Origin of the sequence: Aerosakkonema funiforme FACHB-1375, assembly GCF_014696265.1 — a bacterium.
GTDB classification, from domain to species: Bacteria; Cyanobacteriota; Cyanobacteriia; order Cyanobacteriales; family Aerosakkonemataceae; genus Aerosakkonema; species Aerosakkonema funiforme_A.
In genome coordinates this window covers 22,750-48,071 of the sequence record NZ_JACJPW010000065.1, presented here as the reverse complement: position 1 = coordinate 48,071, position 25,322 = coordinate 22,750, and the positions used below count along the sequence as shown (strand labels likewise).

Below are 25,322 nucleotides of genomic sequence, written 5' to 3'. Positions count from 1 at the left end.
CCTAACCCCTAATCCCTCCAGAAACTTTTTACCCAAATTGCAAAAATATGAATAAAATCTTAACCTAAGACCTTTTCGATATTGTGGTGTGTTGGTAGTGAGCGAGGAAACAAGCTTTGCTGAGGTCAATGAAAGGAGTTGTTCGTCAAGCTGGGAGATTTAGGCACCATCTGCCTGTGAATAACCCGTGGTGGGCTAAGTTGGATCTCCTGAAAGCGTTAGTTGTACGAGACTTGGAAGCTCGATACAAGGGCGCTATTTTGGGCAATTTTTGGTCATTAGCGAACCAAATATCCCAATTATTGATTTACACTTATGTTTTTTCTGTTGTTCTCAGGGTAAAGTTGAGCTTGCAAGGATTGCCAGAGAACAAGTTAACTTTTGGTTTGTGGATATTTGCGGGATTGCTACCTTGGACGGCATTCACCAGCGGCTTATTGCCAGCGGCAGTTTCCGTAATCAACCAACCTAATTTGGTAAAAAAGGTTGTGTTTCCCTTAGTGCTATTACCCTTAGTGCCAGTATTGTCTGCCTTTGTTGAAAGTTCGATCGGGTTAGTCGGACTTATTCTGTTGGTGGGAATTACCACCCAAACCGTTCACACTACCCTCTGGTTGCTGCCCCTGGTTTGCTTAACCCAGTTGCTTTTAACGGCGGGTTTAAGTTATCTCGTCGCCGGGTTAACGGTATTCCTGCGCGATATACCCCAAACTTTGTCGGTACTGACAAATCTGTGGTTTTATCTGACTCCGATTGTCTACCCTGCTTCCCTGATCCCAGAAAAGTGGCGTACTTTGGTGTTTTGCTTAAATCCGATGAGTGCGATCGCGGAAACCTATCGCGACCTCATCTTAGAAGGCAGCTTGAAGCACTGGCAAGAATGGACAATAGCTAGTTTCGTTTCTTTATCAGTGTTTTTGCTCGGCTTACAAGTTTATCGGCGATTGCGGCCTGCATTTGCTGATGTGCTTTAAATTTTAACATAAAAAACCCCCACCAAAAATCCCAGTAACTCAACTCAATCCTTTGTCCTTTTAGCAGCAGAGTCATGACTGAAATTGCAATTTCTCTCACAAATGTCTCCAAGTGCTTTAAGTGCTACTCTCGTCCTGCCGATCGCCTCAAAGATTTGTTACTGCCAGGAAAGAGTAGAGCTGATGAATTTTGGGCACTCCGAGATATCAACCTGGAAGTTCCTAAAGGGCAAACTTTGGGAATTGTCGGTCGCAATGGTTCCGGGAAAAGTACTTTATTGCAAATTATCGTCGGGACGCTTACACCAACCAGCGGTCTAGTGCGCGTCAACGGTCGCATAGCCGCATTGTTAGAACTTGGCAGTGGCTTTAACCCGGAATTTACCGGCAGACAAAATGTCTTTTTTAACGGTAGATTAATGGGTTTGAGCCAAAAAGAAATTGAAGCTAAATTTGATGAAATTGTGGCGTTTGCAGATATCGGCGATTTTCTCGATCAACCTGTCAAAACTTATTCTAGCGGAATGTTTGTCAGGCTAGCATTTGCAGTTTCCACCAGCGTCGATCCGGATATTCTCGTAGTAGATGAAGCTCTTTCAGTTGGAGATGAAGCCTTCCAACGCAAATGCTTCGCTCGCATCCAAACAATCCGCGCTAGAGGCGGCACAATTTTATTTGTTTCTCACTCTGCAACTGCCGTTATAGAAATCTGCGATGCCGCAATTTTAATGGATCGGGGTGAAAAGCTACTCTTCCATCATCCTAAGTTTGTTCTCGACAAATATCATAAGCTACTCTACGCTCCAGAGGACAAGGTGCAGCATTTACGGGAAGAAATCCGGGAAATGCAAAAAACGGTGAGCTACGATGCTTTCAAGCAAAACATTTCGATATTGGAAAACAAATTAGAAATAAGCGTTTCCGAAGCATCAAATTCGGAACCAGACTTAGAAACAGAACCAGAAAATATCCGGGAATTTTACGATCCGGAGTTGGTTCCTTCCAACACAATTTCCTATGTGCCTCGCGGTGCAAAAATAACTAATCCCCACATAACGATGCCAGATGGCAGAGTGGTGAACCATCTAGTAGGGAAGAAAGACTACATTTACACTTACTCGGTAGCTTTTCTCAAACACGCTCAACAAGTTCGGTTTGGAATGCTGGTTAAAACCGTGAGTGGATTGGAACTGGGAGGCGCTTCATTTACGGCATCATCTCAAGCGATCGAAGAAATTGAGCCGGAAACTATCGTCATAGTAAAGTTTCGCTTCAAATGTCTGCTTAACCCTGGCGTTTACTTTTTAAATGCCGGCGTTACAGGTTTGGTAGACGGACATTTTACCTATCTTTCCAGACATATTGATGTGGCAATGTTCAGAGTTCAACCAGAAACCAATTCTTATGCCAGCGGTATAGTTGACTTGATGATCGAACCAAGTTTGACCATCAATGCCGATTTGATCGAAAAACATCAAGAAATAGAAGTTTTTTAAAGCTCCTTTACCACAAACGGCGTTGATTAAAATTAAGGTGAATGCCAATGGAGATAAAAGCGATCGCACAAAAAAAGCAGGAAATAATAGACAAGTTTGGCGAGTGGACAAATCACAACATCCAGCTGGCTGAAGATACCTACACGCTCGGTCAAAAAATTACCGGATCTGAGGTAAAGGTAAGGCGGATATTACAAGCAATATCCGATATAGTCGATCGACCTTTTGAAAACCTGCGGATTCTCGATTTAGCTTGTCTGGAGGGTTTATATGGCATAGAACTTGCACTTCAGGGTGCAGAAGTTGTCGGTATAGAAGGCCGACAAGCTAATATCGAAAAAGCTCGCTTTGCTAAAGAAGCCCTTTCTCTGGACAACATACAACTGGTACACGACGATGTTCGCAATCTCAGTCCGGAAAAGTACGGCACTTTTGATGTAGTCTTATGTTTGGGTATACTTTACCACTTGGATGTCCCGGATATTTTTCGTTTCGTGGAGAATATAGCAACGGTTTGCCAAAAGCTCCTTATTTTAGATACTCATGTCAGCACAAACGCCGAAAAGTGCTATATTTACAACGAGCAAAAATACTGGGGCAGTGACTATGCAGAACATAGCGGTAATTCAACGCCGGAGGAAAGAAACAAGTCGTTATGGGCATCCTTAGACAATTTAACCAGTTTTTGGTTTACGCGCCCTTCCTTGTATAATTTATTGTCGGAGGTGGGTTTCACATCCGTACATGAGTGCCATAACCCAGCAGTGATAAAGTATGAAGTAATGCGCCAAAGAAAAGAAGCCGATCGAAACACATTTTTGGCAATAAAAGGAAAAAAAGAAACAATACTGTCGTCGTCGATAGCGAATAATATACCACCGGAAAGATGGCCAGAAAACCAAGAGTTAGAAGTAGCAATATCAACGCACTGAAACTACCGCAAACACTGATAATAACGGGAATGCACCGCTCTGGCACATCTCTGACGGCTGCGTTTGTACAGCAAATAGGAGTAAATTTAGGCAACAACACTTTTGAGGCAGATGAGCATAATCGCAAAGGCTACTTTGAAGACGTTGACTTTCTAGAATTTCAGCGCTCGGTTTTGCAAGATAGTTGTCCTCCTGAAGAATCGGGATGGCATGATTGGGGCTGGACAGAAAATGAAAGTTTGGACAGTAACAATTTTGCAAATTATATAGAAACAGCAAAAGAATTAATTAACAGCCGTCAGCACAACTTTCCTATTTGGGGTTGGAAAGACCCGCGTACAAGTTTAATGCTCGATTTCTGGGACGATTTGCTTCCGGAAGCCAAATATTTATTTGTTTATCGCTACCCGTGGGATGTAGAGGATTCAATTAGCCGTCTGAAGGAAACGGTTTTTACCAAACATCGTGACTACGCTTTGAAAATTTGGGAGTATTATAATCGCAAACTGATTGATTTTTATAAAAGTCATTCGGATCGGATTGTTTTATTTAACGTAAATGCTTGGCAGAAACAGCCAGAAATGTTAATTGAATTAATGCGAAATAAACTGGCTATAGAAATAAAGGATAAGGCGAGCGATCGCGAATTTAAATTAATATACGATCGACAAATATTTAAAAGCTTAAAATGGGATTCCTTTGCCGTAAAATATTTATATAAAAAGTCACCGCAATACTTTTCTATGTTGCAGGAATTAGACCGACTTGCCGATCTACCCAGCGAATTCTCCCTGTCAGCGATCGATTGGGAAAATAATTCTGAATCTAGCATTGTTTTGGCATCTGTAAGTTCTCCAGAGCGGGGAACAAGTTCAGAATATTTGGAGTCAAATTCAGCACAGTTAAATGAAACTGTAGCAAATCAAATGAGATTGTTAAATGATTCAGAAAATGAGATAGCTGTAACGGTTGTAATTCCTTGTTACAATCAAGGCGAGTTTATCTTAGAGGCGATTTCCAGCGTAGAAAGCTGCCAAGATCGCGTCTACGAAATTTTAGTAATAAACGATTGTTCGACCGAAAAAGTAACATTAAAAGTTTTGGATTATTTAAAAGAAAACGGTTATTGTATCATCGAACATGAGAGAAATTTGGGTTTAGCAGAAGCTAGAAATACAGGCGTAAAAAAAGCTAGAGGACGTTACATACTGCCGTTGGATTCCGATAATAAAATTAGGCCGGAATATATCACAAAGTCAATGGAAATATTAGATAAATATCCGGAAGTAGGAGTAGTTTACGGAGATGCAGAATTTTTTGGAGAGAGAAAGGGTATTTGGGAAGTAGGCGAATTCGATATCAACAAACTGGCAGGAAGAAACTATATCGATGCCTGTGCTGTGTACCGGAAGCAAGTTTGGGAAGATTGCGGCGGATACGACACCAAAATACCAGATAAACTGGGGTATGAAGATTGGGACTTTTGGCTATCGGCAGCAGAGAAAGGATGGAAATTTTATCATATTCCAGAAGTATTATTTGATTATCGGGTCAGAGCAGATTCGATGGTGAGTTTGTGCAGAATACCGGAAAATCATGAGAGATTGGTACGTTATATATGCGCGAAGCACTTAGAAATATATAAAACTAACTTTGCTAACATTTTGGCAGAAAAAGATTCTGCATTACTAAAAGAGCAGATCCGTTATGAAGGACTGGAAATGGAATTAGCAAAAACTCAGGCAGCATTAGAAGAATCTCAGTCACATCTAGGGCGCATCCAATCAGCTTGGGAAGAATCGCAAGAACAGTTACAGCGCATTCAATCAGCTTGGGAGGAAGCGCAGTGGGACATACTTCGCATCCAAGGTGCTTGGGAGCAAGCACAATCGGAAGTGCAAATAGCTCACGCCGCTAGCGAGAAAACGCAATCAGAACTGCGGCGCATCCAATCAGCTTGGGAGGAAACGCAGTCGGAAGTCGATCGCATCCGCAGTGCTTGGAAAGAATCCCAAGAACAAGTATCCCTGACTCACGCCTTGTGGCAACAAGCGCAGTCAGAAGTCGATCGCATCCGCAGCACCTGGGAAAAATCCCAGGAGGAATTGCGCCAAACACACGCTGCTTGGGAAGAATCCCAGCAAAAATCGCAAGAGCAAACGCAAAGCATCCAAACTGCTTGGGAGCGATCGCAGCAACAATTGCAGCTAACTCACAGCGAGTGGGAACAAGCGCAACAGCAAGTGCAAAGCATCCAAACTGCTTGGGAGCGATCGCAACAGCAAGTGCAGCTAACTCACAGCGAGTGGGAACAAGCGCAACAGCAAGTGCAAAGCATCCAAACTGCTTGGGAGCGATCGCAGCAACAAGTGCAAAGCATCCAAACTGCTTGGGAACAAACACAAGAGCAAGCACAGCTAACTCACAGCGAATGGGAGCGATCGCAGCAGCAGTTGCACCAAATCCAAAATACCTGGGAGCAGACACAGCAGCAAACCCAGCTAATTCACACCGCTTGGGAGCAAGCGCAGGAACAAGTGCAGCGCGTCCAAACTGCTTGGGAGCAAACACAAGAGCAAGCACAGCGATCGCAATCCCAACTCGTACAAATACAAACAGACTGGGATCGATCGCAATCCCAACTCGTACAAATGCAAACAGACTGGGAGCGATCGCAATCCCAACTCGTACAAATGCAGACAGATTGGGAGCGATCGTACAATCAACTGCAAATCGTTCAAGCAGATCTCGCACAAGCGCGATCGACCATTAAAGAAATGGAAAGCAGTAAATTTTGGAAATTGAGAACAGCGTGGCTTCGATTCAAACAGGCGATCGGTTTATAAAAAAATACTGAGAAAAAATGAAAAAAAATTTATCCGATATGGCAGAATTTGCTCAAAAAGCAAAATTACCCTTCCTGGGGGTAAAATCAGAAACTATTTCGTCAGAAGATGACTTATTCATAGAAGTAGTTCCCACAGGCGACTTACTCGGTTGCCTAGATTGCCCAACTATCAACGAAATTAACACTAACGGAATGTTGGTTGTGGTAGGTTGGATCGGGAGCAAAAACTCCCCCATTCAATCCCTCAGCTTGTCCAGAGACGGCTTACCAGAAGAGCCGATATCCTACGGTTTGCCTCGTCCTGACGTAGCACAAGTATTCCCCGACTTGCCAAACGCAGCGTTATCTGGATTTCGGTGGAATATCTTTTTAGGGCCGAACTACTCCGGAAATATTATCATCACAATTTGGGCAGTCCTCGAAAATGGCGAAAAGATTTGTTGTTTTACTCGCCGCATTAGAGTGCAGCCCTCTCCATCAGAGCAAGTTAAACGCTTCAACCCAATTCTTTTTATTTACGGTGCCGCACGCAAAGCAATCGCAGCATACCAACACGGACGCTTATCGCCTTCTCCATTTGAGTGGGTTCGCAAACTGCGGATTTACTATCAACAACAGAAAAACGATCGCCAAATCGCTCTCGAAAGTTTCAACGTAACTCATCCTTGGCAACTGCAAGACCCCTATCAAAGATGGCTAGAAACAAACCGTCTCACCCCAAAGCTTTTAGCACGCATGGCAGAAGATGCTCAAAAGCTAAAAAACAGCGGCCCGAAAATCAGCATTGTTGTTCCCGTTTATAACACGTCGGAAGCATTTCTCAGGGAGATGATTAATTCCGTCACCGAGCAAATTTATCCCAATTGGGAACTTTGCTTAGCTGACGATGCTTCCACCAAGCCTCACGTCAAAGAAGTTTTGACAGAAGTACAAGCATCGGACTCCCGCATAAAAGTAACTTTTAGACAACAAAACGGACACATCGTAGCAGCGACAAACTCTGCCTTGGATTTAGCTACAGGTGAATACGTTGGCTTCTTAGATCACGACGATCTCTTATCGCCGGACGCCCTACTGCACGTTGCCGAATGTATTAGCAACAATCCCGATGTCGATTGGATTTACACAGACGAAGACAAAATCGATGAAACTGGACGCAGGTACGATCCCCAACTGAAGGGTGCCTGGAGTCCAGAAATGATGCTCACCCACAATTTTACCCAGCACTTTACTGTCATCCGCAAAACAATAGTCGAGCGAGCCGGTCGGATGCGAAAAGGTTTTGAAGGAGCTCAAGACCTGGATTTATTTTTACGAGTCACCGAACACACAAATATAGATAAAGTTAAACACATTTCCAAAGTTTGCTATCACTGGAGATCCCATTCCGAAAGTACAGCTTCCCACGGCACGCAAAAACGCTACGTATTCGATAGTGCCTATCGCGGCATATCAGATACAATTCAACGTCGCGGTCTCAAAGCCCAACCATTTTTGCCTGCCCTTGCAGAAAAGCACGGCTTATGTTTGTATCAATTGAAGTGGGACGCCAGCTTGCTAGCGGAAAATCCCGTAACTATTGCCATTCCCACCAGAGACAAAGTTGAACTGCTAGAAAAATGCGTAGCTAGTTTAGAAAGAACTGTTGATAAGCGTTACGTAAAGCTACTCATCATAGATGATGACTCCCAGGAGAAGAAAACTCACGACTATCTCAAAAAATTAGTACAAAATCAAGTCCTACAATGCCGAGTCATTCACTCAGGACGAACTAAGGAACCTTTCAATTACGCAAGGTTAATGAACCTCGCTGCTAAATACGTCGATACGCCCTATATGCTTCATCTCAACAACGATATAGAAGCGATCGCCCCAGGCTGGTTAGAGGACATGGTAGGCTGGATGTCAATAGATGATGTGGCCATAGTAGGTGCTAAACTTTTATATCCCGATCGCACTATTCAACACGCAGGTGTAGTCATTGGGCCCCATAATGGACTCGCCGATCATCTATTCCATAATCTACACACAGAAGAAATAGGTTATATTGTTTTACCCCATGCCGCACGCAATCTATCGGCAGTCACCGGTGCTTGTCTTTTAACGCCAACCGCTTTATACAGAGAATTAGGTGGCTTTGACGAACAAAACTTCGCAGTACAATACAACGACGTAGACTACTGTTTGCGCGTTATTCAATCTGGCAAACGAGTTGTTTTTACACCTCAAGCAACTCTCATCCACGTTACCAGCGCTTCCAGAGGCAAAGATTACGATTACCGAGAACATTTAAATTTTCTCAGCAGATATCCGAATTTTCGAGACCCCTACTTCAACGAAAATTTAGATATAGAATCCATGTGGATGGCAGTAAATCCAGCCAAATACTGTCATACAGAACGAGTGGGTAAATTAAAAGTACTGGTAATTACCCACAATTTAAATTTGGAAGGAGCGCCTTTAATTATTTACAACTATGCGCGTCACTTTGCTACAGCGGGCGAGTATCAGGTCAACGTCATATCTTCAGAAGATGGCGTTTTGCGAGATTTTTATGAAGAATTAAACATCCCTGTAAAAATCGTTTCCAACCAAGTACCACTGAGCGACGAATCGGTAGAAGAATTTCGCAATCGGTTAAGAAAATTAGGAGATCGCCTCGATCTATCTTCCTTCGATATAGTCGTAGCCAACACCTTACTAACTTTCTGGGGTGTGGAAATGGCACGGTTATTCGGATTGCCAAGTATTTGGAATATTCACGAAAGCATCAGTATCGAACAAAGCATCAAGCACTGTTTTGGAGAAGGCTCAGAAGAGTCTATGCGACAATTGCTGAAAGATTGTTTTGTCAATGCTAATAAAGTTGTTTTCCAAGCTGAAGCGACCTGTAACTTGTTTCAGAGGTTGAATGCTAAAGATAATTTCCGCACCTTTCCCGGTGCAGTTCCTATAGACAAAATCAACCAATTCCGCCGCTCTCATAATAAATCTGACCTACGCGCTAAATATGGTATTAATCCAGACGATCTCGTTCTCACGATGGTGGGAACTATTTGCGAACGGAAGGGACAGCATATTTTAGTAGAAGCGATCAAAGAACTGCTAACTCGCTACCCCGAACGGAATGCAGGCTTATCTTTCGTTATAGTTGGCGGTAACGTGCCCAGTTACCTCAACTTCGTACAGCATCAAATCAAAGCATTAGAACTGACAAATGTCTATATTTTTGACAAAACTAAAGATATCTTTGACTTTTTTGCTCTGAGCGATGTTTTTGTATTCTCAAGTTTTGAAGAGTCGTTCCCTAGAGTAATTTTAGAAGCAATGGCATTTCAACTCAAAATTGTCAGCACCAACGTTTTTGGTATTCCGGAAATGGTTAGTGATGGACATGAAGCATACTTAGTGCCATCTGGCAACCCGAAAGCTTTAGCTGATGCAATTGAGGAATGCTTGAAAAATCCAGAAAAATCGGCGCGTATGGCTAGCAATGCTTATGCTAAAGTTTGTAGAATGTTCGATGAAAAAGACCTGCTCGAAAAGCATCTTTTACTGACTAAACAAGTAGCCCTAGAGGAAACCAATTGATTTAATTTGATATGAAAATAGACAGCAAAGAACGAAAACCTGACTTCTTGATTATAGGAGCCCAAAGGGGTGGAACTACCTCTATGTACGGTTATATAAATTCTCATCCCCAGGTTGTCCCAGCCCAAAGAAAAGAAGTACATTTCTTTGACTTTAACTTTCATAAAGGTGCTGATTGGTATCGAGATCAATTTGCCAGATTTGCTAAATCTGTTGACCGGGAAACGGTACAACAAGATGTTGCAAAAGTAGAAAATAATTTTCTTATTGGGTTTATCACCGGTGAAGCTAGTCCTTATTACCTTTTTCATCCTTTGGTTCCCCAGCGCGTTTACAATTTATTTCCCCAAATCAAGCTAATTGTGCTGTTGAGAAATCCGGTTGCTAGAGCAATTTCTCATTACTATCATGAGGTAAAGTTAGGATTCGAGAATCTGTCCCTAGAGGATGCGATCGCAGAAGAAGAATTTCGGCTCAAAGGCGAACTCGAAAAAATATTAAGCCGGGAAACTTACTACAGCTTCAATCATCAGCATTATACCTACCTTTCCAGAGGTATTTATATCGAGCAGATCGCAAATTGGATGTCCTTTTTTCCTAAAGAACAATTTTTGATCCTCAAAAGCGAGGATTTTTACAACGATCCGCAAGCCATTTTACATCAAGTATTTGATTTTCTACGTTTGCGTCCTCACAAGCTTGATAAATATGACAAATGGAATACTGCCGATTATGACATAGAAGATGTTAGCGAAGCAACACACCATCAACTAAAACAATATTTTCAGCCTTATAACCGCAAATTATCAGAGTATTTGGGGAGAGATTTTGATTGGGAATAAAGATAAGTCCAGCCATAAGTGGATTCATCCAAATGGCGTAAAGTTTTTAATTATCGCTCTGTTAGTTCTGGGCGTATTTTTTCGCTTCGTAAATTTGGATAAAAAAGTATACTGGGGAGATGAAGTTTTTACGTCATTGCGGATTGCCGGTTACACGTTGACAGAAGCAACACAGGAATTATTCAATAACAAACCAAAAACTCTCGCAGAGTTACACCAGTATCAGCAACCTCGTCCCGACAAAGGTATAACCGATACTATTAAATCTTTGGCAGCGGAAGACTCCCAACATCCGCCATTATATTATATAATCGCCCATTATTGGGAAAAGTTATTTGGTTCTGAATTGGCAGTGAAAAGAAGTTTACCTGCCCTCATTAGTTTGTTAGCTTTCCCTGGCATTTATTTTTTATGTTGGGAATTATTTAACTCACCGATGGTAGGCTGGGTAGCAGTAACAATTGTCGCAGTTTCCCCGTTCCACGTACTTTACGCACAAGAAGTACGGGAGTATAGCTTGTGGACAGTTACTATATTGTTATCCAGTTGGTTATTGCTGCGAGCTATGCGCCTTAACACAAAATTTAGCTGGATAATCTATGCAGCTAGTTTACCATTATTATTGTATACTTACTTATTCTCGATATTAATTGCGATCGGACAAGCAATTTATGTATTTGTAAGCGAAGGATGGCGCTGGCACAAGAAACAAATAGCATTTTTGTTCGCATCCAGCTTTGGGTTGCTAACATTTACGCCTTGGTTGTGGATTGTTGTTAATAGTTTGTCTAGTATTCAAAGTACAACCAGTCAGTTTGCAGAAAAAGTAGACCTGCGGTCTTTGCTGCAAATTTGGAGCTTTAACCTTAGCCGCGTTTTTATAGATTTAGATAGTCAGGGTAAAGTTGTAAATTTTGGCAATCCAATTGCAGTGGTTATCCGAGTAGCTGTTATATTAAGCATCGCTATTTTGGTAGGATACTCGATTTATTTTATTTGCGATCGCACTCCCAAAAGAGTATGGTTATTTATCTTAACTTTAATGGGCGTGACAGGGCTTGCCCTCATACTCCCCGATTTAATTGTAGGTGGTATCCGCTCTGGCGTTCCTCGTTATCTCGTACCCTGTTATTTGGGCATTCAACTAGCAGTCGCTTATACTATTTTTATGATGTGTTACGCAGAAATTTTCCCGCACACCTCTTATGGTAACACCGGGTTCGATAGCGGGGGGATTTTCAGTTTAGGAATCAACAGCAAAAAATTTTCTCATCTGTGGCGATCGATCGCCCTGGCGATGCTATCAGTAGGTGTTTTATCATGTACTATTAGTTCTCAAGCCGAATCTTGGTGGAACAAATATGGCAGCTATTACAATCCTGAAGTAGCTAGGATTATTAACCAGCACAAAAGCCCCCTTGTCATCAGTAGCGGTTATGTGCCCAGAGTCTTATCTCTTAGCTATTTCCTCCAACCAGAAGTCAAGATTCAGTTTATCCCCCAAGCAAATATATCGCAAATTCCCCCTGGCTTTACCGAAGTATTTTTATATCGACCTTCAGCAGAGAAATTAAAATATCGACGTTGGCAACAACTGAATTATAAAATAGAAACAGTATATCGATCGCCGCCTATTTACGATTACCTGGAGCCAATTTCCCGCCATAGCGATATCTGGATCTGGAAATTAACGAAACGATCGTGAAATGATATGAAAGTGGAAAATATAGTAGGTTGGGTTGAGGCAACGAAACCCAACGCCAGTAGGCATAATGGTGGGCAGTGCCCACCCTACTGCTAGCTACTAACCCCTAACCCCTAACCCCTAACCCCTAACCCCTAACCCCTAACCCCTAGCCCATGCGAATTCTTTTCCTGCATCCTAACTTCCCAGCCCAATTTCGCCATGTGGCGACACTTTTAGGCAAAGACCCCAACAATGAAGTTGTCTTTGCGACAAAAATCGAAAACGCCGAGTGGCAAATTCCCGGCGTCCGCAAAGTGTTGTTCAAAGTAAGCCGGGAAGCGCGAGCGGAAACGCACCACTACGTCCGCTTCTTAGAAAACGGCGTTCTGCACGGGCAGGGAATGTTTCGGGTAGCCGAACAGCTCAAAGCAGAAGGCTTTGTGCCAGATGTAATCTACGGGCATTCTGGCTGGGGGCCAACCTTATTTATGAAGGATGCGTTCCCCAACTCTCAGCTGATGTGTTATTTCGAGTGGTTTTATCACGCCATTGGGTCAGATGCTGACTTCGACCCAGCAGAACCCTTATCTGTGGATGATATGGCCCGAATTCGCATCAAGAACGCGCCGATTTTGATCGACTTATACAGTTGTGACTGGGGCATATCGCCAACTCACTGGCAAAAGTCGCAGTTTCCCGAAGAATTCCACAGTAAGATTACAGTGCTGCACGATGGTGTAGATACCGACTACTTTAAGCCCAACCCTGACGCAAAACTGATCCTGCCCAATCTGGATTTGTCAGGAGTTGATGAAATTGTCACTTATGTGGGGCGGGGGATGGAACCTTATCGCGGTTTTCCGGAATTTATCGAAAGCCTTGCCTACGTGCAAGAGAGGCGTCCCAATTGCCATGTAGTTATTGTAGGGTCCGATCGCGTTTGTTACGGCAGATCTTTGCCCAACAACGAAACCTACAAAGACCATATGCTCAAGAAAGTACCCCTCGATTTATCGCGAATTCACTTCGTCGGCTCCCTACCTTACGGACTGTATCTCAAAGTCATTCAAGCATCCTCAGCCCATATCTATTTAACTCGGCCATTCGTGTTATCTTGGTCGATGATTGAAGCAATGTCTACCGGATGCTTGGTGATTGGCTCCGACACGCCACCAGTGCGGGAAATTATCCGCGATGGCGAAAATGGTTTGCTGGTGGATTTCTTTTCCCCCAAGCAGATTGCCGACAGAATCGATGAAGTGTTGGATCATCCCACCCGCATGGCAGAAATTCGTCAAAAGGCTCGGCAAACTGTTCTCGAACAATATTCCCATGACATTTTGCTGCCCCGCCACATTCAGCTGATTGAAGATGTAGCTAATCGTGGGCTGTCACCGCAACAGAATATCGCGTCAAGCCTTGAGCGACAAACTCAAGATTTTGCCTTAGCGCAGGGGTGGGAGCAGCAGCCATAAAGTTACTTATTTATTCCTAAACTTACTCAATAATAGATGCTATTATGTAGAAATGAGTAAGTTTATTCAGCCCAAGCAGAGCATCAGTCAGAAACTTATGAAAATTGTAGAGGAGTATAGAGAAATTGCTCAAAAGCTTCCATACAAAACTTAACCTGAACAACCAACAGCGTACCCTAGCAGCCAAACACGCAGGCGTAGCCAGACACGCTTGGAATTGGGGATTAGAAATTTGTTTGAAAGCTTTGTCGGCCAACGAAAAGCTACCAAGCGCGATCGATCTTCACAAGCGATTGGTAGCCGAAATAAAATCAGCAAATCCTTGGTACTACCAAGTATCAAAGTGCGCTCCTCAACAAGCTTTAAGGCATTTATTCAAAGCTTTTGGGCATTTCTTTAAAGTACCTGGTCGAGGCAAACCAAAATTCAAAAAGAAGAATATCAAAGACGGTTTTTACTTAGAAGGTAGTATCACTGTGAGTGGCAACCGAATTAAATTACCTATTTTTGGATGGGTGAGATGCCACGAAATACTACCTGCAATTAAGCCCAAAAACGTTACCATTACAAAAAGAGCTTCGGATTGGTATGTCAGTTTTAGATACGAGCTAGAAGCCAAACCATCTCCAAAAACAAGGCAGCGGATCGGAGTAGATATTGGCATCAAATCCTTAGCCACTTGTTCCGATGGTAGCGTTTTCCCAAATGCCAAAGCTTACCGTAAAACCCAAAGAAAATTGGCTCATCTACAACGCTCGATCTGCCGCAAGCTTCAAGGCTCTATTAACCGAACAAAAGCTAATCTGAAAGTAGCTAGACTACATAGAAGAATAGCTAATATCAGACAAGACGCACTGCATAAATTGACTTCTTGGTTAGCTAAGAACCACAGCGAAATAGTCATCGAAGATTTGAATATCTCCGGGATGCTCAAGAATCATCGTTTAGCTAGTGCCATTGCTGATAGCGGTTTTTATGAGTTCAAAAGGCAACTAGAGTACAAAGCTAGTTGGTACGGCGCAACAGTGATTAAAGTTGATAAATTCTATCCGAGTTCACAGCTTTGTAGCTGTTGCCAGCATCGACAAAAAATGCCATTGTCAGCACGAATATTCAAATGCGCTAACTGTGGCATTGAATTAGATCGGGATTTTAATGCCAGTGTCAATTTAGAACACTGGCAGGCCATAATTGATTATCCTTTAACCGTCAGTTCGACGGGGATTGCCTGTGGAGGGTCACACCAACTTAATGGCACTGCTATTAAGGATTCGATGAAGCAGGAAGGAAACGTCAAACTCTCTATCAATCAGGCTTTCGAGGTCTGTGAGTAAGTTTGAGTAAGTTTTCCAGAACGGAACCATTAAATAAGTGGAATAGTCTTTTGCCAAAAAAGCCCTTAATTGGTGCGATATTAGGTAATTGGAGAAATCTATGATGCAAGTTATACTACTGAAGGCAAGCGCCGGAGGACGAGCCAGAGAATCTGGCTGTGAAACCCTACGAGCGCGAGCAACAGTCGCGAATCCGTCGGATATCTTAGTTAATATCCAGTACACGACTAAGGAATGAGGAGTGAACGATAAATGCCTGAAATAACACTAACTGCGGGAAACGATACTTTTACTGGCGGTGCCCCAGGGGATACTATACTCGGACTGGCAGGAAATGACACCCTGACAGCTACTGCTGGCGGTGTCGTACTTGCAGGTAACCAAGGGGACGATTACCTCCAAGCTTTCGTAGCCGGCAATACCCTCTTTGGTGGCCAGGGTAATGACACGATTAAAAGTGGTTCTAATAGCCTCGTACAGGGAGATAAAGGCAAGGACAGCCTGGTAGCGACTTTTGGCGATACCTTGTTGGGCGGTGACGATAACGACACCCTGGTGGGAGCCGCAGCATCTATCCTCTACGGTAACGCTGGTAATGACAGCCTGCTCGGTGCTGCAACTGCAACGCTTTATGGCGGTCAGGGTGGAGATATCCTCAGAGGTAATGGCTCCGGCTGGTTGTATGGCGAGGCAGACAACGACACCCTCGAAGGTAAAGCTGGGGATACCGTGCTAGGCGGTGATGGTAATGACAGCCTCCTGGCCAGTGGTAGCGCTCTCCTGTTCGGCAATGCAGGCAACGATATGCTGACCATTGCTGGTGGTGTCTCTGGTGCCACACTTTTCGGCGGCCAAGGTAATGACACCCTTTTGGGTGGTGATACAAACAGCGGCGGTGCTGGCGGCAACCTCTTGAAGGGTGATAAGGGCAACGACTACCTAGTAGCAGGTCGTACAGGCACGAAAGCCGATACTCTGTACGGCGGTGAGGACAGCGACACCCTTATCGGTACCGATCAGGGAGAATTACTGGTGGGTGGTACTACTACCACAGGTGCTGACACTGCCGATGGCGCTGACTACATTGTTGCCAAAGCTGGTGCTGATACCATATACGGTGGAGATGGTGCTGATACCGTGGACGGCGGAAGTGGTGCTGACAGCATTTTGGGCGGCGCTGGCGATGATATCCTCTTTGGTGGTGTTGGTACTGAAGCTGACACCTTAATCGGTGGCGACGGCAACGATACCCTGACTGGTTGGGGTGGTGGTGACATCCTAATTGGTGGTGATGGTGCCGATTACTTCGTGTTTACTGGCGGTACATTCGCAACGACCGCACTATCACCAGAGCAGGGAGCCATCGCCACCTTGAGCGATCTGGGGATAGATACTATCATAGGCTTCCAGGTAGGAGTAGACAAGATTGTTCTGGATGGGAATGGTACTGTACCTGGCTTTACTAACCCAACTCCGATATTCCAGAACTTGAGCGTTACCAATCCGCCATCACTTTCATTTATCACCGGAACCTTATCAGCTGATACAGCTCAAGGTTTGATTGTTTACAACAAGGACACTGGTGCCTTGTTCTATAACCCAGATGGTTCTGGCACATCGGGAGCTACTCAGTTCCTGACTTTAGATTCAGGCTTACCTCTCTCACCGTTAGACTTCATCATCGTCTAGAATGCAGGTCTTTTCTTTGCATTGAGTCGGTTAAAAAATCGATTTTCTCCGATTGCTTAACCGCTCCTCTAAGTTCTAGAAGCAAAGTAATAACAGGACTAGAAAAGTATCTAGTCCTGTTTTGTTTTGTGTTGCTTTCTGTTTCGATTAGCGCAGTCACCAAGGCGCTTAAGTCATTCTTAATTTCTGAAACCGTTGATTCTAGACCGTTCTTACCCTAGCCCCTAGCCCCTAGCCCCTAGTTCCTAGCTATAGCTATAGTTTTCCGATCTGACTAGCTGCCACAATCCGATCGACTCTTAACTCTAATTCTGGAAAAGTAGGAGAGATAATCAGGTCATTGCCTCTATAAGACTTAGCTTGATATTGACCTTCTACCAATTCGTAAACAAAAACAGTAGGAACTTTTGGATTGCCGAGATAAGCACGAGATGCGATAGCCAAATAATCGACAATCCAATATTCCGGAATACCCAACCGTTGATACTCATCCAGTTTGTCTACATAGTCATCATCCCAGTTAGTCGAAGCAACTTCCACTGCCAATTGAAGAGGTTCTGTAATAGCACCGTATGCCGTTACTTTTGAGTTCCATAAGGATTGGCTAACTACACTTACATCTGGATTTCTGCCTTGTTCTTTTCCCTCAGCAGTGAACGTTCTGATGATAATATCCTTGTCAACAATATAGTCAAGTTCCTTTCGCCTGATTTCATCGTTGAAAGCAAACATTAAAAACCTTGCCACATTTTTATGCGCTCTAATCGGCTCCACCTTTACAATCTCCCCATTCACCAGTTCGTAGATACCGTCTTCAGGATACTGTTCTAGAAACTCCTCAAAAGTGAGTTTTTTTAGAGGGGTTGTAATCATAGCATAAGCTCCTTATTCAAACAATTACGACACCATAAAAACCCAGAAACCGGGTTTTATGGTGTCGTTCGTCCTATTAATCAAACAACTCCGGCACTCTATTTCGCAACTCCTCATTCAAGCGAGGTAATTCATCGCGCATTTGCAAATACCAATCGCGACGTTGGCGGTAATGTTGAGATAGCAAACGATTATTTCTCACCCATTGGTAAGCATTTGCTGCCAATTTATGCCGCCACGATGTATCTGCAATTAACTGGCGCAACTTGGCTTCAAATTCTTCTACCGATCGATAAATCAACCCGGTTTCTCCTTCTACAATCGAGCCTTCATACACGGTAGGACTTGCCAGCACCGCCACGCCATGACCGGCACATTCGATCAATTTGAGATCCGATTTCATGCTGTTAAAACGAGTCGGATTTAGAGGCAACAAACCGATATCGCAAGAATGTAAAATTTCCTGATATCGTTCGTAAGGACAAAACGGTTCCAACTCTTTATCGGCAATCGACAAAGCATCAAAAAACTTGCGATCGTATATCACCTTTACGCGAACTCGATCGGCATAATCTGCCAACACTTTATTCAAAATTGGCATGATGGGAGCCCAATCTTCTTCGCGATTCAGCGCTCCAAAAAAGATGGTTACCAAATCATCCGATTTATACTGTCTTCGCTCTGGTAAATAAGCGAGTTGATTGCTAAAAACGCCGACATTCGGATTAATTTGGCGCAAAAATTCCGCCAGAGGTTCCGTCGAAGTTTGTACGCAATGTACAGCCCGGTAACTGAAAAATTGATTTTCTCCGTGAACCGGCCAGCGCATCGGGTCGTCGTCAATTTCAGCCACAATTAAATAATCGCGACGCAACAATTCTTTCAGTTTGGGAATATCATCAGGAGATTGCAAATAGCCTCGCTGCCAGATGAACACCTTTTCCTCTCCCGGCTGTCCCACACCCAAATCGGCTGTTTTGACAGAAGAAATCGTCCGCACACCCGGAATAGTACTGCTGAAGCGATCGGGCTCCAATATCCGCACGCGATCGCACGCTAACGGAGCCATCATCATCGTTTGGATCAGCAGCCGCCTGAGCGCTACAGGTGACTTGGTGGCTCGCACAACGTATTGCAGCGCCCCTGTTTGGACAGCAAATTTCATCGGATCGACGCCTAACGGCTTCAGTAAGGGTTGGATTTGCTCCTGGAACCTTTGAAACTCCTCCCCTTTGTTTCCTCGCGTCTGAATCTCGCATACCTGCAACTCTGCTTGGGTAAACATCTGCCTGATGCTATCGAGAGTAAAAAAGCGCAGATGAGTGCGATCGAGCAAGCCTTCGTCCTCATACTCCCACTTGCCGCGCAACAGCTTCACAATCAGACTCCAGTGCTGCACGTTGGGGATACAAGCCAAAATCAGACCATCTTCCTTCAGCCATACAACAGTACGTTTGAGTACCGTCCAAGGGTCGATCGTATGCTCCAGCACATCTCCAAAAACAAGACAATCAACCACACCCTCAGCTATTTCCAGTTCTAAGTTTGGATCTTCTACATTTCCCACTACCACGCGGTCTAGCCTGGTCGCCGCTATCTGCGCCGCCCGCTCGTTGAGTTCCAAACCGATATATTCGCAGTGGGGATTAAAGCGCTTGTACTCTTTGCCCAACGCTCCCGCCCCACAGCCAATCTCTACCACTACCTTGGCATCTCCGGGTAGCAATTTGAGCAAATCCGGGTTAATGCGATCGTAATATTCCGGTAATGCTTGGGAATTGAGAATAGGGGATTGGGGATTGGGGATTGGAAATTGACGATTGGGAATTGACAATTCTCCACTCTCCCGCTCCCCCGCTCCCCCGCTCCCCCGCTCTCCCTCTTTCCCCTGCTTGACACCACACATTGCCAACATCCTCTCACTCCAAACCGAGCCAAAATGCTCGATTTCCAGAAAATTGGCATTTTGAGGAGTTGGTTTGTAAACCCGAAAAGCTCGCATTATCCCAAGGGTGGCCGCACTTTCCAGAGGACTGATAAAACTGGTATCCCGATCGAGAAAATAGGGCTGTTTTGTCCAATGGTTAATTTGAGAGACATTCAAGAAATAGCAGCCAGCGTGGGGATTGGTGGCGCGACTGAAAGTTACCTGGGTGCCCATAATTTGACCCGCCAGTTCCGGTTGCTCTTGTAGATTCTGAAATTTAGCTGTTAGCTGGGGTGCCAAGTTGCCGTCAATGTAAGTTTTTTGGTTGCCTTCAAAAGAAGAGATTTCATACCGATTTGGTTGTAGCAAGCACATATCTCCAGCTTTGTTGCTAAACCACTGAAGTTTGACAAAAAACCAAGGATCGTGCAGGATCAGGTCGTCTTCCATGTAGCAGAAGTATTCATAGCTACCAATGCAGTCTCTCAGTAGTGCCTGACACTCAAAGCCCAACAGCTGGGGCTCGGATTTGCTGCGGTAATGTTTGTAGAAATGTGACGGCAGCGGAACTCGATCGAGAAGGTGACTATCCTTAGTAGTACATATAACTATATCTATGCTGTGAGCTTGCGACTGATTCGCAGGCAAGGCAGCACCCCTAGCAATGTCTATGCTGTTCTGGGATTTGCCAAATACCCGATGCAAACTTGTAATACAAGCAGCGATCGCCTCGATGCGCGGCTGTGGATCTTTACCTTGGGAACCGTGCTTGCCTCGATCGCTGGGGTTGAAGTAGTGAGGAATGGTGAATAAAATCCGCATAAGCTTTGTTGTAAGAGTGCCTTTGCTTTCATCTATACAAGTTGCCACGCAACTTGTGGGATCGAGACTTTTTCAAGTGTTATATTAAGCGGTTGATGACGATTTTTGCTTTCTTTTTGTTAAATTAGCAACCTGAGCGATGAATCAGTACGATTTTACCGGAGTTGAAGAATGGAACCGAATTGAGGGATGGTTTGATTTGTCCGAAGCGATCGCCATCCAAAAATTTGTCAAACAATTACCCCCCGGAGCCAACTTAGTCGAGCTAGGATCGTACAAGGGACGCAGCGGTGTAGCAATTGCATCTGTGTTACCGCCAAACGGTGTCCTGTACTGCGTCGATCATTTTCAAGGCTCTGAAGAACACAAAAAATCTAATATAGATACCAGTAACTTACTGGAGACTTTTACCAAGAATATTGAACGCTTTGGAGTTAAAGATAAAATTTATACTTTGCAAATGAGTGCTACGGAAGCGTCAAAAAAATTCGAGCCGGAATCGATCGACCCGATCCTACTCGACGCTGCCCACGATTACGATTCGGTCAAAGCAGATTTGCTAAATTGGTATCCCAAGCTAAAACCGGGTGGATATCTCTTTTGTGACGATTACGCACCCAATTGGCCGGGGGTAATGCGGGCGATCGAAACAGTCGGGTTAGAGGGTAAGGTAATAGCAGCATCTTTGTGGATGCACAACAAGCCTGTTGGGAGTGTTTGAGTTGCAAGCAATGACGGAATTGTATCGAGCTGGCAACAGAGCAATCGCAGCGGCGGAAATGCTGGTACTGCTAAACAAGTATCAGTTGATGCCGCAGTTTTTGCGCGGGTTGATAGTTGACCGAGAGCTCGCCGAAATCGAGGTCAGCGAGGAAGAAAGTAAAGCAGCGATCGCACAAGCTCAAGCGCAGTACCAGCTTTCCACACCAGAAGCGCTGCAAGCTTGGCTTTCCGCCCAAGGATTAAGCGTAGAACAGTTTGAGGAAATCGTGGTGCGCCCCTTGCGGGTGGAAAAATTTAAACAGGCAACCTGGGGTGGCAAAGTAGAGTCTTATTTTCTGACCCGCAAATCATTTTTAGATCAAGTCATCTACTCACTGATCCGTACCAAAGACCTGGGATTGGCCCAAGAAATCTACTTTCGTATCCAGGAAGGCGAACAAAGCTTTGCTGAGTTGGCCAAACAATATTCTCAGGGCCCAGAAGCCAATACGGGCGGAGTATTGGGGCCGGTACCGATCCGGCAACCCCATCCCACAATCGGTCAGCTGCTCACCGTCAGCCAACCAGGTCAACTCTGGCCACCGCGAGCCCTAGCGGAGTGGTTTGTAATTATTCGCTTAGAAAAGTTTATTCCCGCTCAGCTAGATGAGCCCATGCGACGTCGCCTGATTGACGAAATGTTTGAAACTTGGCTCGCCGAGCAAGTAAAACAAATGGGGCCTCTGAGTTTGATGGAGCAAACTCAGGAGTCAGCGGCTATTACCTAGTGGGAGTTCGGGCGATCGAACGCATAAGGAGGCAAAACAGACTCCAAAAATAAAATCAATGGACTGCCAGCAACAAAAAATTTTTCAAAAAAACTGCCCGGATCGCAAACTTAGGCAGAAAAATGAAGGAAAAAGAATGAAGAAAAGATATATAAGGAAAGGCAGCTACGCTGAAAGTTAAATTTGATAGTTTATAGTTCCCAATTAATCTGAAATCTGACATCTAATTATTGTGGTGGTGTATGACCCAAGCAGTTTCTCGATCGCAAATTCAAACCTTTCTAGCGGAAATAGAGCCATTTAAGCAGCTAAGCCCAAAAGCGCTGCAAGCTCTTGCCGCTGCAAGCCAATTACTGCGCTATCGCATCGGGCAGACAATCTTGCAAAGAGAAATTATGCCCACGCAGGTAGCGATCGTCTACATAGGACAAGTACGCCTGTTAGGGTACGATCAGCGCAACCAAACGCCGACGAGCTTGCAAGTAGCAGGGCCGGGAGAAGTGCTGGGTTGGGTGGGATTGGTGCGGGGCGTCGCCTGCGAAACGGCGATCGCATCCAACGAAGTCATTTGTATTACCATCCCAGCATCCGTATTTTTATCATTCCTCGACAGCGAACCGGTACTGGCACAAGCTTTTAAAGAACGTCCCAGCCGCATAGAACTGTTTGAACTCCTGAGTTTGGAGTTACAGCGCCGAGCATTGGGAAATATCAACCTCAAAGACTTGACCTTCCAAGTTTGGCAAGACACCGAAGTGCTAAACTTACCAAACGGTCAAGTCACCCTTCCCGAACTAGACCAAGAGCGAGTTTGGCTGGTCAGTAGCGGTTTCGTCGGCGCATTCTCCACCGGTAGCCGATTTCCAGCCAACGAATCCGGCCCTTGGGTTCCAGTCAAAGGCAAACAAGGAGCCCGCTTATTAGGAGTGCGATTGCCCGTTCAGCCATCGCCAGTTATAGATGTGTCGCCACCCGTACAGCAGAACGACAGCGATGTAGCAAGCGATGGCACTGAGACTGGATATGCTGAAGATCCCGATAACTCCGACATTCCCTACGCACCAGATCTGCAACCAGAGTCGCAGGAAGCCATAGCGACCCACCAGAAATTACCCTACTATCGGGGTCGCGGCACAATTGATGCCCCGTTAGCTTGCTTCAAAATGTTGGCCAAATATATGGGCCTCTCCTTCCGCAAAGATGTGATTCGCAAAGTACTGGATAACCAGATCAAAACCAGAGGAAATATCACACTCCTCACCTGCGGTGGAGTAACCGAAATGATGGGTATGAAAGCCCAACTCGTGCAAGTCCACGCTCAGGCAATCACGAGATTAAAAGCACCGGCGATGGTGGAATGGCAAGATAGCTTCGCCATTATTTACAGCATCAGCGCCAAAGAACTGGTAATAGCAACCCCAGAAGAGGGAATTCGCCGCCGACATCCACGAGAGTTTGTCGAAACTTGGGGTAATGAGGGGCAAGTGCTGCTGTTAGAAAAGCGCTCCGAAGAACAGCAAGAAAAATTCAGCCTCCGCTGGTTTTTGCCAGCGATCTCCAAATATCGCAAAACCTTAATTGAAGTCTTTATCGCCTCGTTCTTGGTGCAGCTGTTTGCCTTGGCGAATCCTCTGGCAACTCAGGTAATTATCGACCAAGTAATTAAAGATCGCAGCGCCACCATCCTGCACAGCGTCGGTTTGATTTTGCTGGTGGTGGCAGTGTTTGAAGCGCTGCTGACTTACGTGCGAACTACTTTATTTGTTGACACCACCAACCGGATTGACGTCAGTCTGGGTGCGGAGGTAATCGACCATTTGGTCAGACTGCCCTTGAATTATTTTGACAACCGTCGGGTAGGGGAACTGGCAGGTCGGGTGAACGAACTGGAAAACATTCGCCAGTTTCTGACCGGAACTGCGCTTACAGTTGTCCTCGATGCCTTTTTCTCGGTATTTTATATCGCCTTCATGCTGGTCTATAGCGTGCCGCTGACCTTCGTCGCTTTGTCAACGATACCGTTATTTGCCCTGCTGACTTTCGTTGTCGCACCGATCGTACAGCGGCAGTTACGCACCAAAGCAGAACGCCATGCGGACTCCCAATCCTATTTAGTAGAAGTACTTTCCGGTATTCAGACGGTCAAAGCGCAAAACATCGAGCTGAAATCTCGCTGGCAATGGCAAGAAAAATATGCCCGCTATATCAAGGCAGGGTTTAAAACGGTGCTAACATTTAGTACCGCCAGCGCCCTCAGCGGCTTCTTTAATAAACTGTCCAGTTTGCTGCTTTTGTGGGTAGGAGCTTATATGGTAATAGCCACCCCACCGCAACTAACCTTGGGTCAGCTGATCGCCTTCCGGATTATCGCAGGTTACGTCACCAGCCCGCTGCTGCGATTGGTGCAACTGTGGCAAAACTTCCAAGAAACGGCTTTGTCGATCGAACGTCTCAGCGATGTTCTAGATGCCAAACCAGAAGCAGACGAAAACAATCGCCACAATATCGCCATGCCGCCGATTGAAGGGGCAGTCAGGTTTGAAAATGTGTCGTTCCGGTTCAATACCACCGGCCCACTGCAACTGGTGAACGTGAGTGTAGAATTCCCCGCCGGTACGTTTGTGGGCATTGTCGGTCAAAGCGGTTCCGGTAAGAGTACGCTGATGAAGTTGCTACAGCGCCTTTACGAGCCCGTAGCCGGTCGGATTCAAGTAGATGACTACGATATTGCCAAAGTCGAGCTTTACTCGCTGCGCCGTCAGATTGGGATGGTGCTGCAAGACACGCTCCTGTTTAACGGCACAATTCGGGAAAATATCGCTCTGACTAATCCGGAAGCTAGCGATGAGGAAATTATCGAAGCCGCTAAGGTAGCAGTAGCTCACGACTTTATTATGGGTTTATCTAACGGCTATAACACGATAGTGGGAGAGCGGGGATCGGGATTATCGGGGGGACAAAGACAGCGGATTGCGATCGCCCGTAGTGTCCTGCAAAACCCCAAAATGCTGATTTTGGACGAAGCTACCAGCGCCCTAGACTACCATTCAGAACGTCAAGTCTGCGAGAACCTAGCCGTTGCGTTTCAGGGTCGCACCGTCTTTTTCATCACCCACCGACTCAGCACCGTCAAAAGTGCAGATGTCATACTGATGATGGATCAAGGTTGTGTAGTGGAGCAGGGTACTCATAAAGAATTGATGGCGCTGAAAGGACGTTACTATTGCCTCTACCAGCAACAAGAATCGGAAATGTCTTAATAATTTCAAATTGCAGATTGAAGATTTCAAATTTAATTCAATCTGCAATTTGCAATCTTAAATCGGCAATTAGCAATTAGTT

16 protein-coding genes are annotated in these 25,322 nt (G+C 45.0%); 14 read left to right on the top strand and 2 right to left on the bottom strand.

Features of this window, described 5'->3' with window-relative positions:
• The first annotated feature begins 128 nt into the window (after positions 1-128).
• From H6G03_RS22890 to H6G03_RS22840, 11 genes are all read left to right on the top strand, one after another.
• Positions 129-974: an ABC transporter permease gene (locus H6G03_RS22890; protein ID WP_190468992.1), complete on the top strand. Its 846-nt coding sequence runs from the start codon at positions 129-131 to the stop codon at positions 972-974.
• A gap of 74 nt (positions 975-1,048) precedes the next feature.
• Positions 1,049-2,470 (top strand): ABC transporter ATP-binding protein, encoded by a 1,422-nt coding sequence (locus H6G03_RS22885; RefSeq protein ID WP_190468989.1) that lies wholly within the window; start codon positions 1,049-1,051, stop codon positions 2,468-2,470.
• Between the two features lie 41 nt (positions 2,471-2,511).
• On the top strand, positions 2,512-3,402 hold the full coding sequence (locus H6G03_RS22880; protein WP_242057012.1) for a class I SAM-dependent methyltransferase: 891 nt from the start codon (positions 2,512-2,514) through the stop codon (positions 3,400-3,402).
• Positions 3,357-6,248: a glycosyltransferase gene (locus H6G03_RS22875; RefSeq protein ID WP_190468986.1), complete on the top strand. Its 2,892-nt coding sequence runs from the start codon at positions 3,357-3,359 to the stop codon at positions 6,246-6,248. The genes H6G03_RS22880 and H6G03_RS22875 overlap by 46 nt, the downstream gene beginning before the upstream one ends.
• A gap of 17 nt (positions 6,249-6,265) precedes the next feature.
• Positions 6,266-9,841, top strand: a complete 3,576-nt coding sequence (locus H6G03_RS22870) for a glycosyltransferase (RefSeq protein WP_190468982.1) — start codon at positions 6,266-6,268, stop codon at positions 9,839-9,841.
• Between the two features lie 11 nt (positions 9,842-9,852).
• Positions 9,853-10,683, top strand: coding sequence for a sulfotransferase domain-containing protein (locus H6G03_RS22865; protein WP_190468979.1), 831 nt, complete (start codon positions 9,853-9,855; stop codon positions 10,681-10,683).
• Positions 10,670-12,388, top strand: a complete 1,719-nt coding sequence (locus tag H6G03_RS22860) for a glycosyltransferase family 39 protein (RefSeq protein ID WP_199315428.1) — start codon at positions 10,670-10,672, stop codon at positions 12,386-12,388. The genes H6G03_RS22865 and H6G03_RS22860 overlap by 14 nt, the downstream gene beginning before the upstream one ends.
• 155 nt (positions 12,389-12,543) lie before the next feature.
• Positions 12,544-13,845, top strand: coding sequence for a glycosyltransferase family 4 protein (locus tag H6G03_RS22855; RefSeq protein ID WP_190468976.1), 1,302 nt, complete (start codon positions 12,544-12,546; stop codon positions 13,843-13,845).
• A gap of 125 nt (positions 13,846-13,970) precedes the next feature.
• Positions 13,971-15,179 carry an RNA-guided endonuclease InsQ/TnpB family protein gene (locus H6G03_RS22850; protein WP_190468974.1) on the top strand — a complete coding sequence of 403 codons (1,209 nt, stop codon included), beginning with the start codon at positions 13,971-13,973 and terminating at the stop codon, positions 15,177-15,179.
• A 100-nt stretch (positions 15,180-15,279) separates the two neighbouring features.
• Positions 15,280-15,417 (top strand): hypothetical protein, encoded by a 138-nt coding sequence (locus H6G03_RS22845; protein ID WP_190468971.1) that lies wholly within the window; start codon positions 15,280-15,282, stop codon positions 15,415-15,417.
• Positions 15,418-15,431: 14 nt separating this feature from the next.
• Complete coding sequence (locus H6G03_RS22840) at positions 15,432-16,868, top strand: calcium-binding protein (protein ID WP_190468967.1); 1,437 nt, start codon at positions 15,432-15,434, stop codon at positions 16,866-16,868.
• A gap of 255 nt (positions 16,869-17,123) precedes the next feature.
• Here H6G03_RS22840 and H6G03_RS22835 read toward each other — a convergent pair whose 3' ends face one another.
• Both H6G03_RS22835 and H6G03_RS22830 read right to left on the bottom strand, forming a co-directional pair.
• Positions 17,124-17,741: a Uma2 family endonuclease gene (locus H6G03_RS22835; protein ID WP_190468964.1), complete on the bottom strand. Its 618-nt coding sequence runs from the start codon at positions 17,739-17,741 to the stop codon at positions 17,124-17,126.
• A gap of 76 nt (positions 17,742-17,817) precedes the next feature.
• Positions 17,818-20,490, bottom strand: a complete 2,673-nt coding sequence (locus H6G03_RS22830; protein WP_322111955.1) for a methyltransferase domain-containing protein — start codon at positions 20,488-20,490, stop codon at positions 17,818-17,820.
• A gap of 139 nt (positions 20,491-20,629) precedes the next feature.
• Between H6G03_RS22830 and H6G03_RS22820 the strand changes: the two genes are divergently transcribed.
• The 3 genes from H6G03_RS22820 (at position 20,630) to H6G03_RS22810 (ending at position 25,240) form a co-directional block, all read left to right on the top strand.
• Positions 20,630-21,211, top strand: a complete 582-nt coding sequence (locus tag H6G03_RS22820; RefSeq protein ID WP_190468961.1) for a class I SAM-dependent methyltransferase — start codon at positions 20,630-20,632, stop codon at positions 21,209-21,211.
• Between the two features lie 10 nt (positions 21,212-21,221).
• Positions 21,222-21,980 (top strand): peptidylprolyl isomerase, encoded by a 759-nt coding sequence (locus H6G03_RS22815; protein ID WP_190469000.1) that lies wholly within the window; start codon positions 21,222-21,224, stop codon positions 21,978-21,980.
• 242 nt (positions 21,981-22,222) lie between these two features.
• Entirely contained in the window at positions 22,223-25,240 is a 3,018-nt protein-coding gene (locus H6G03_RS22810) for a peptidase domain-containing ABC transporter (RefSeq protein WP_190468958.1), read from the top strand.
• Positions 25,241-25,322: the final 82 nt, after the last annotated feature.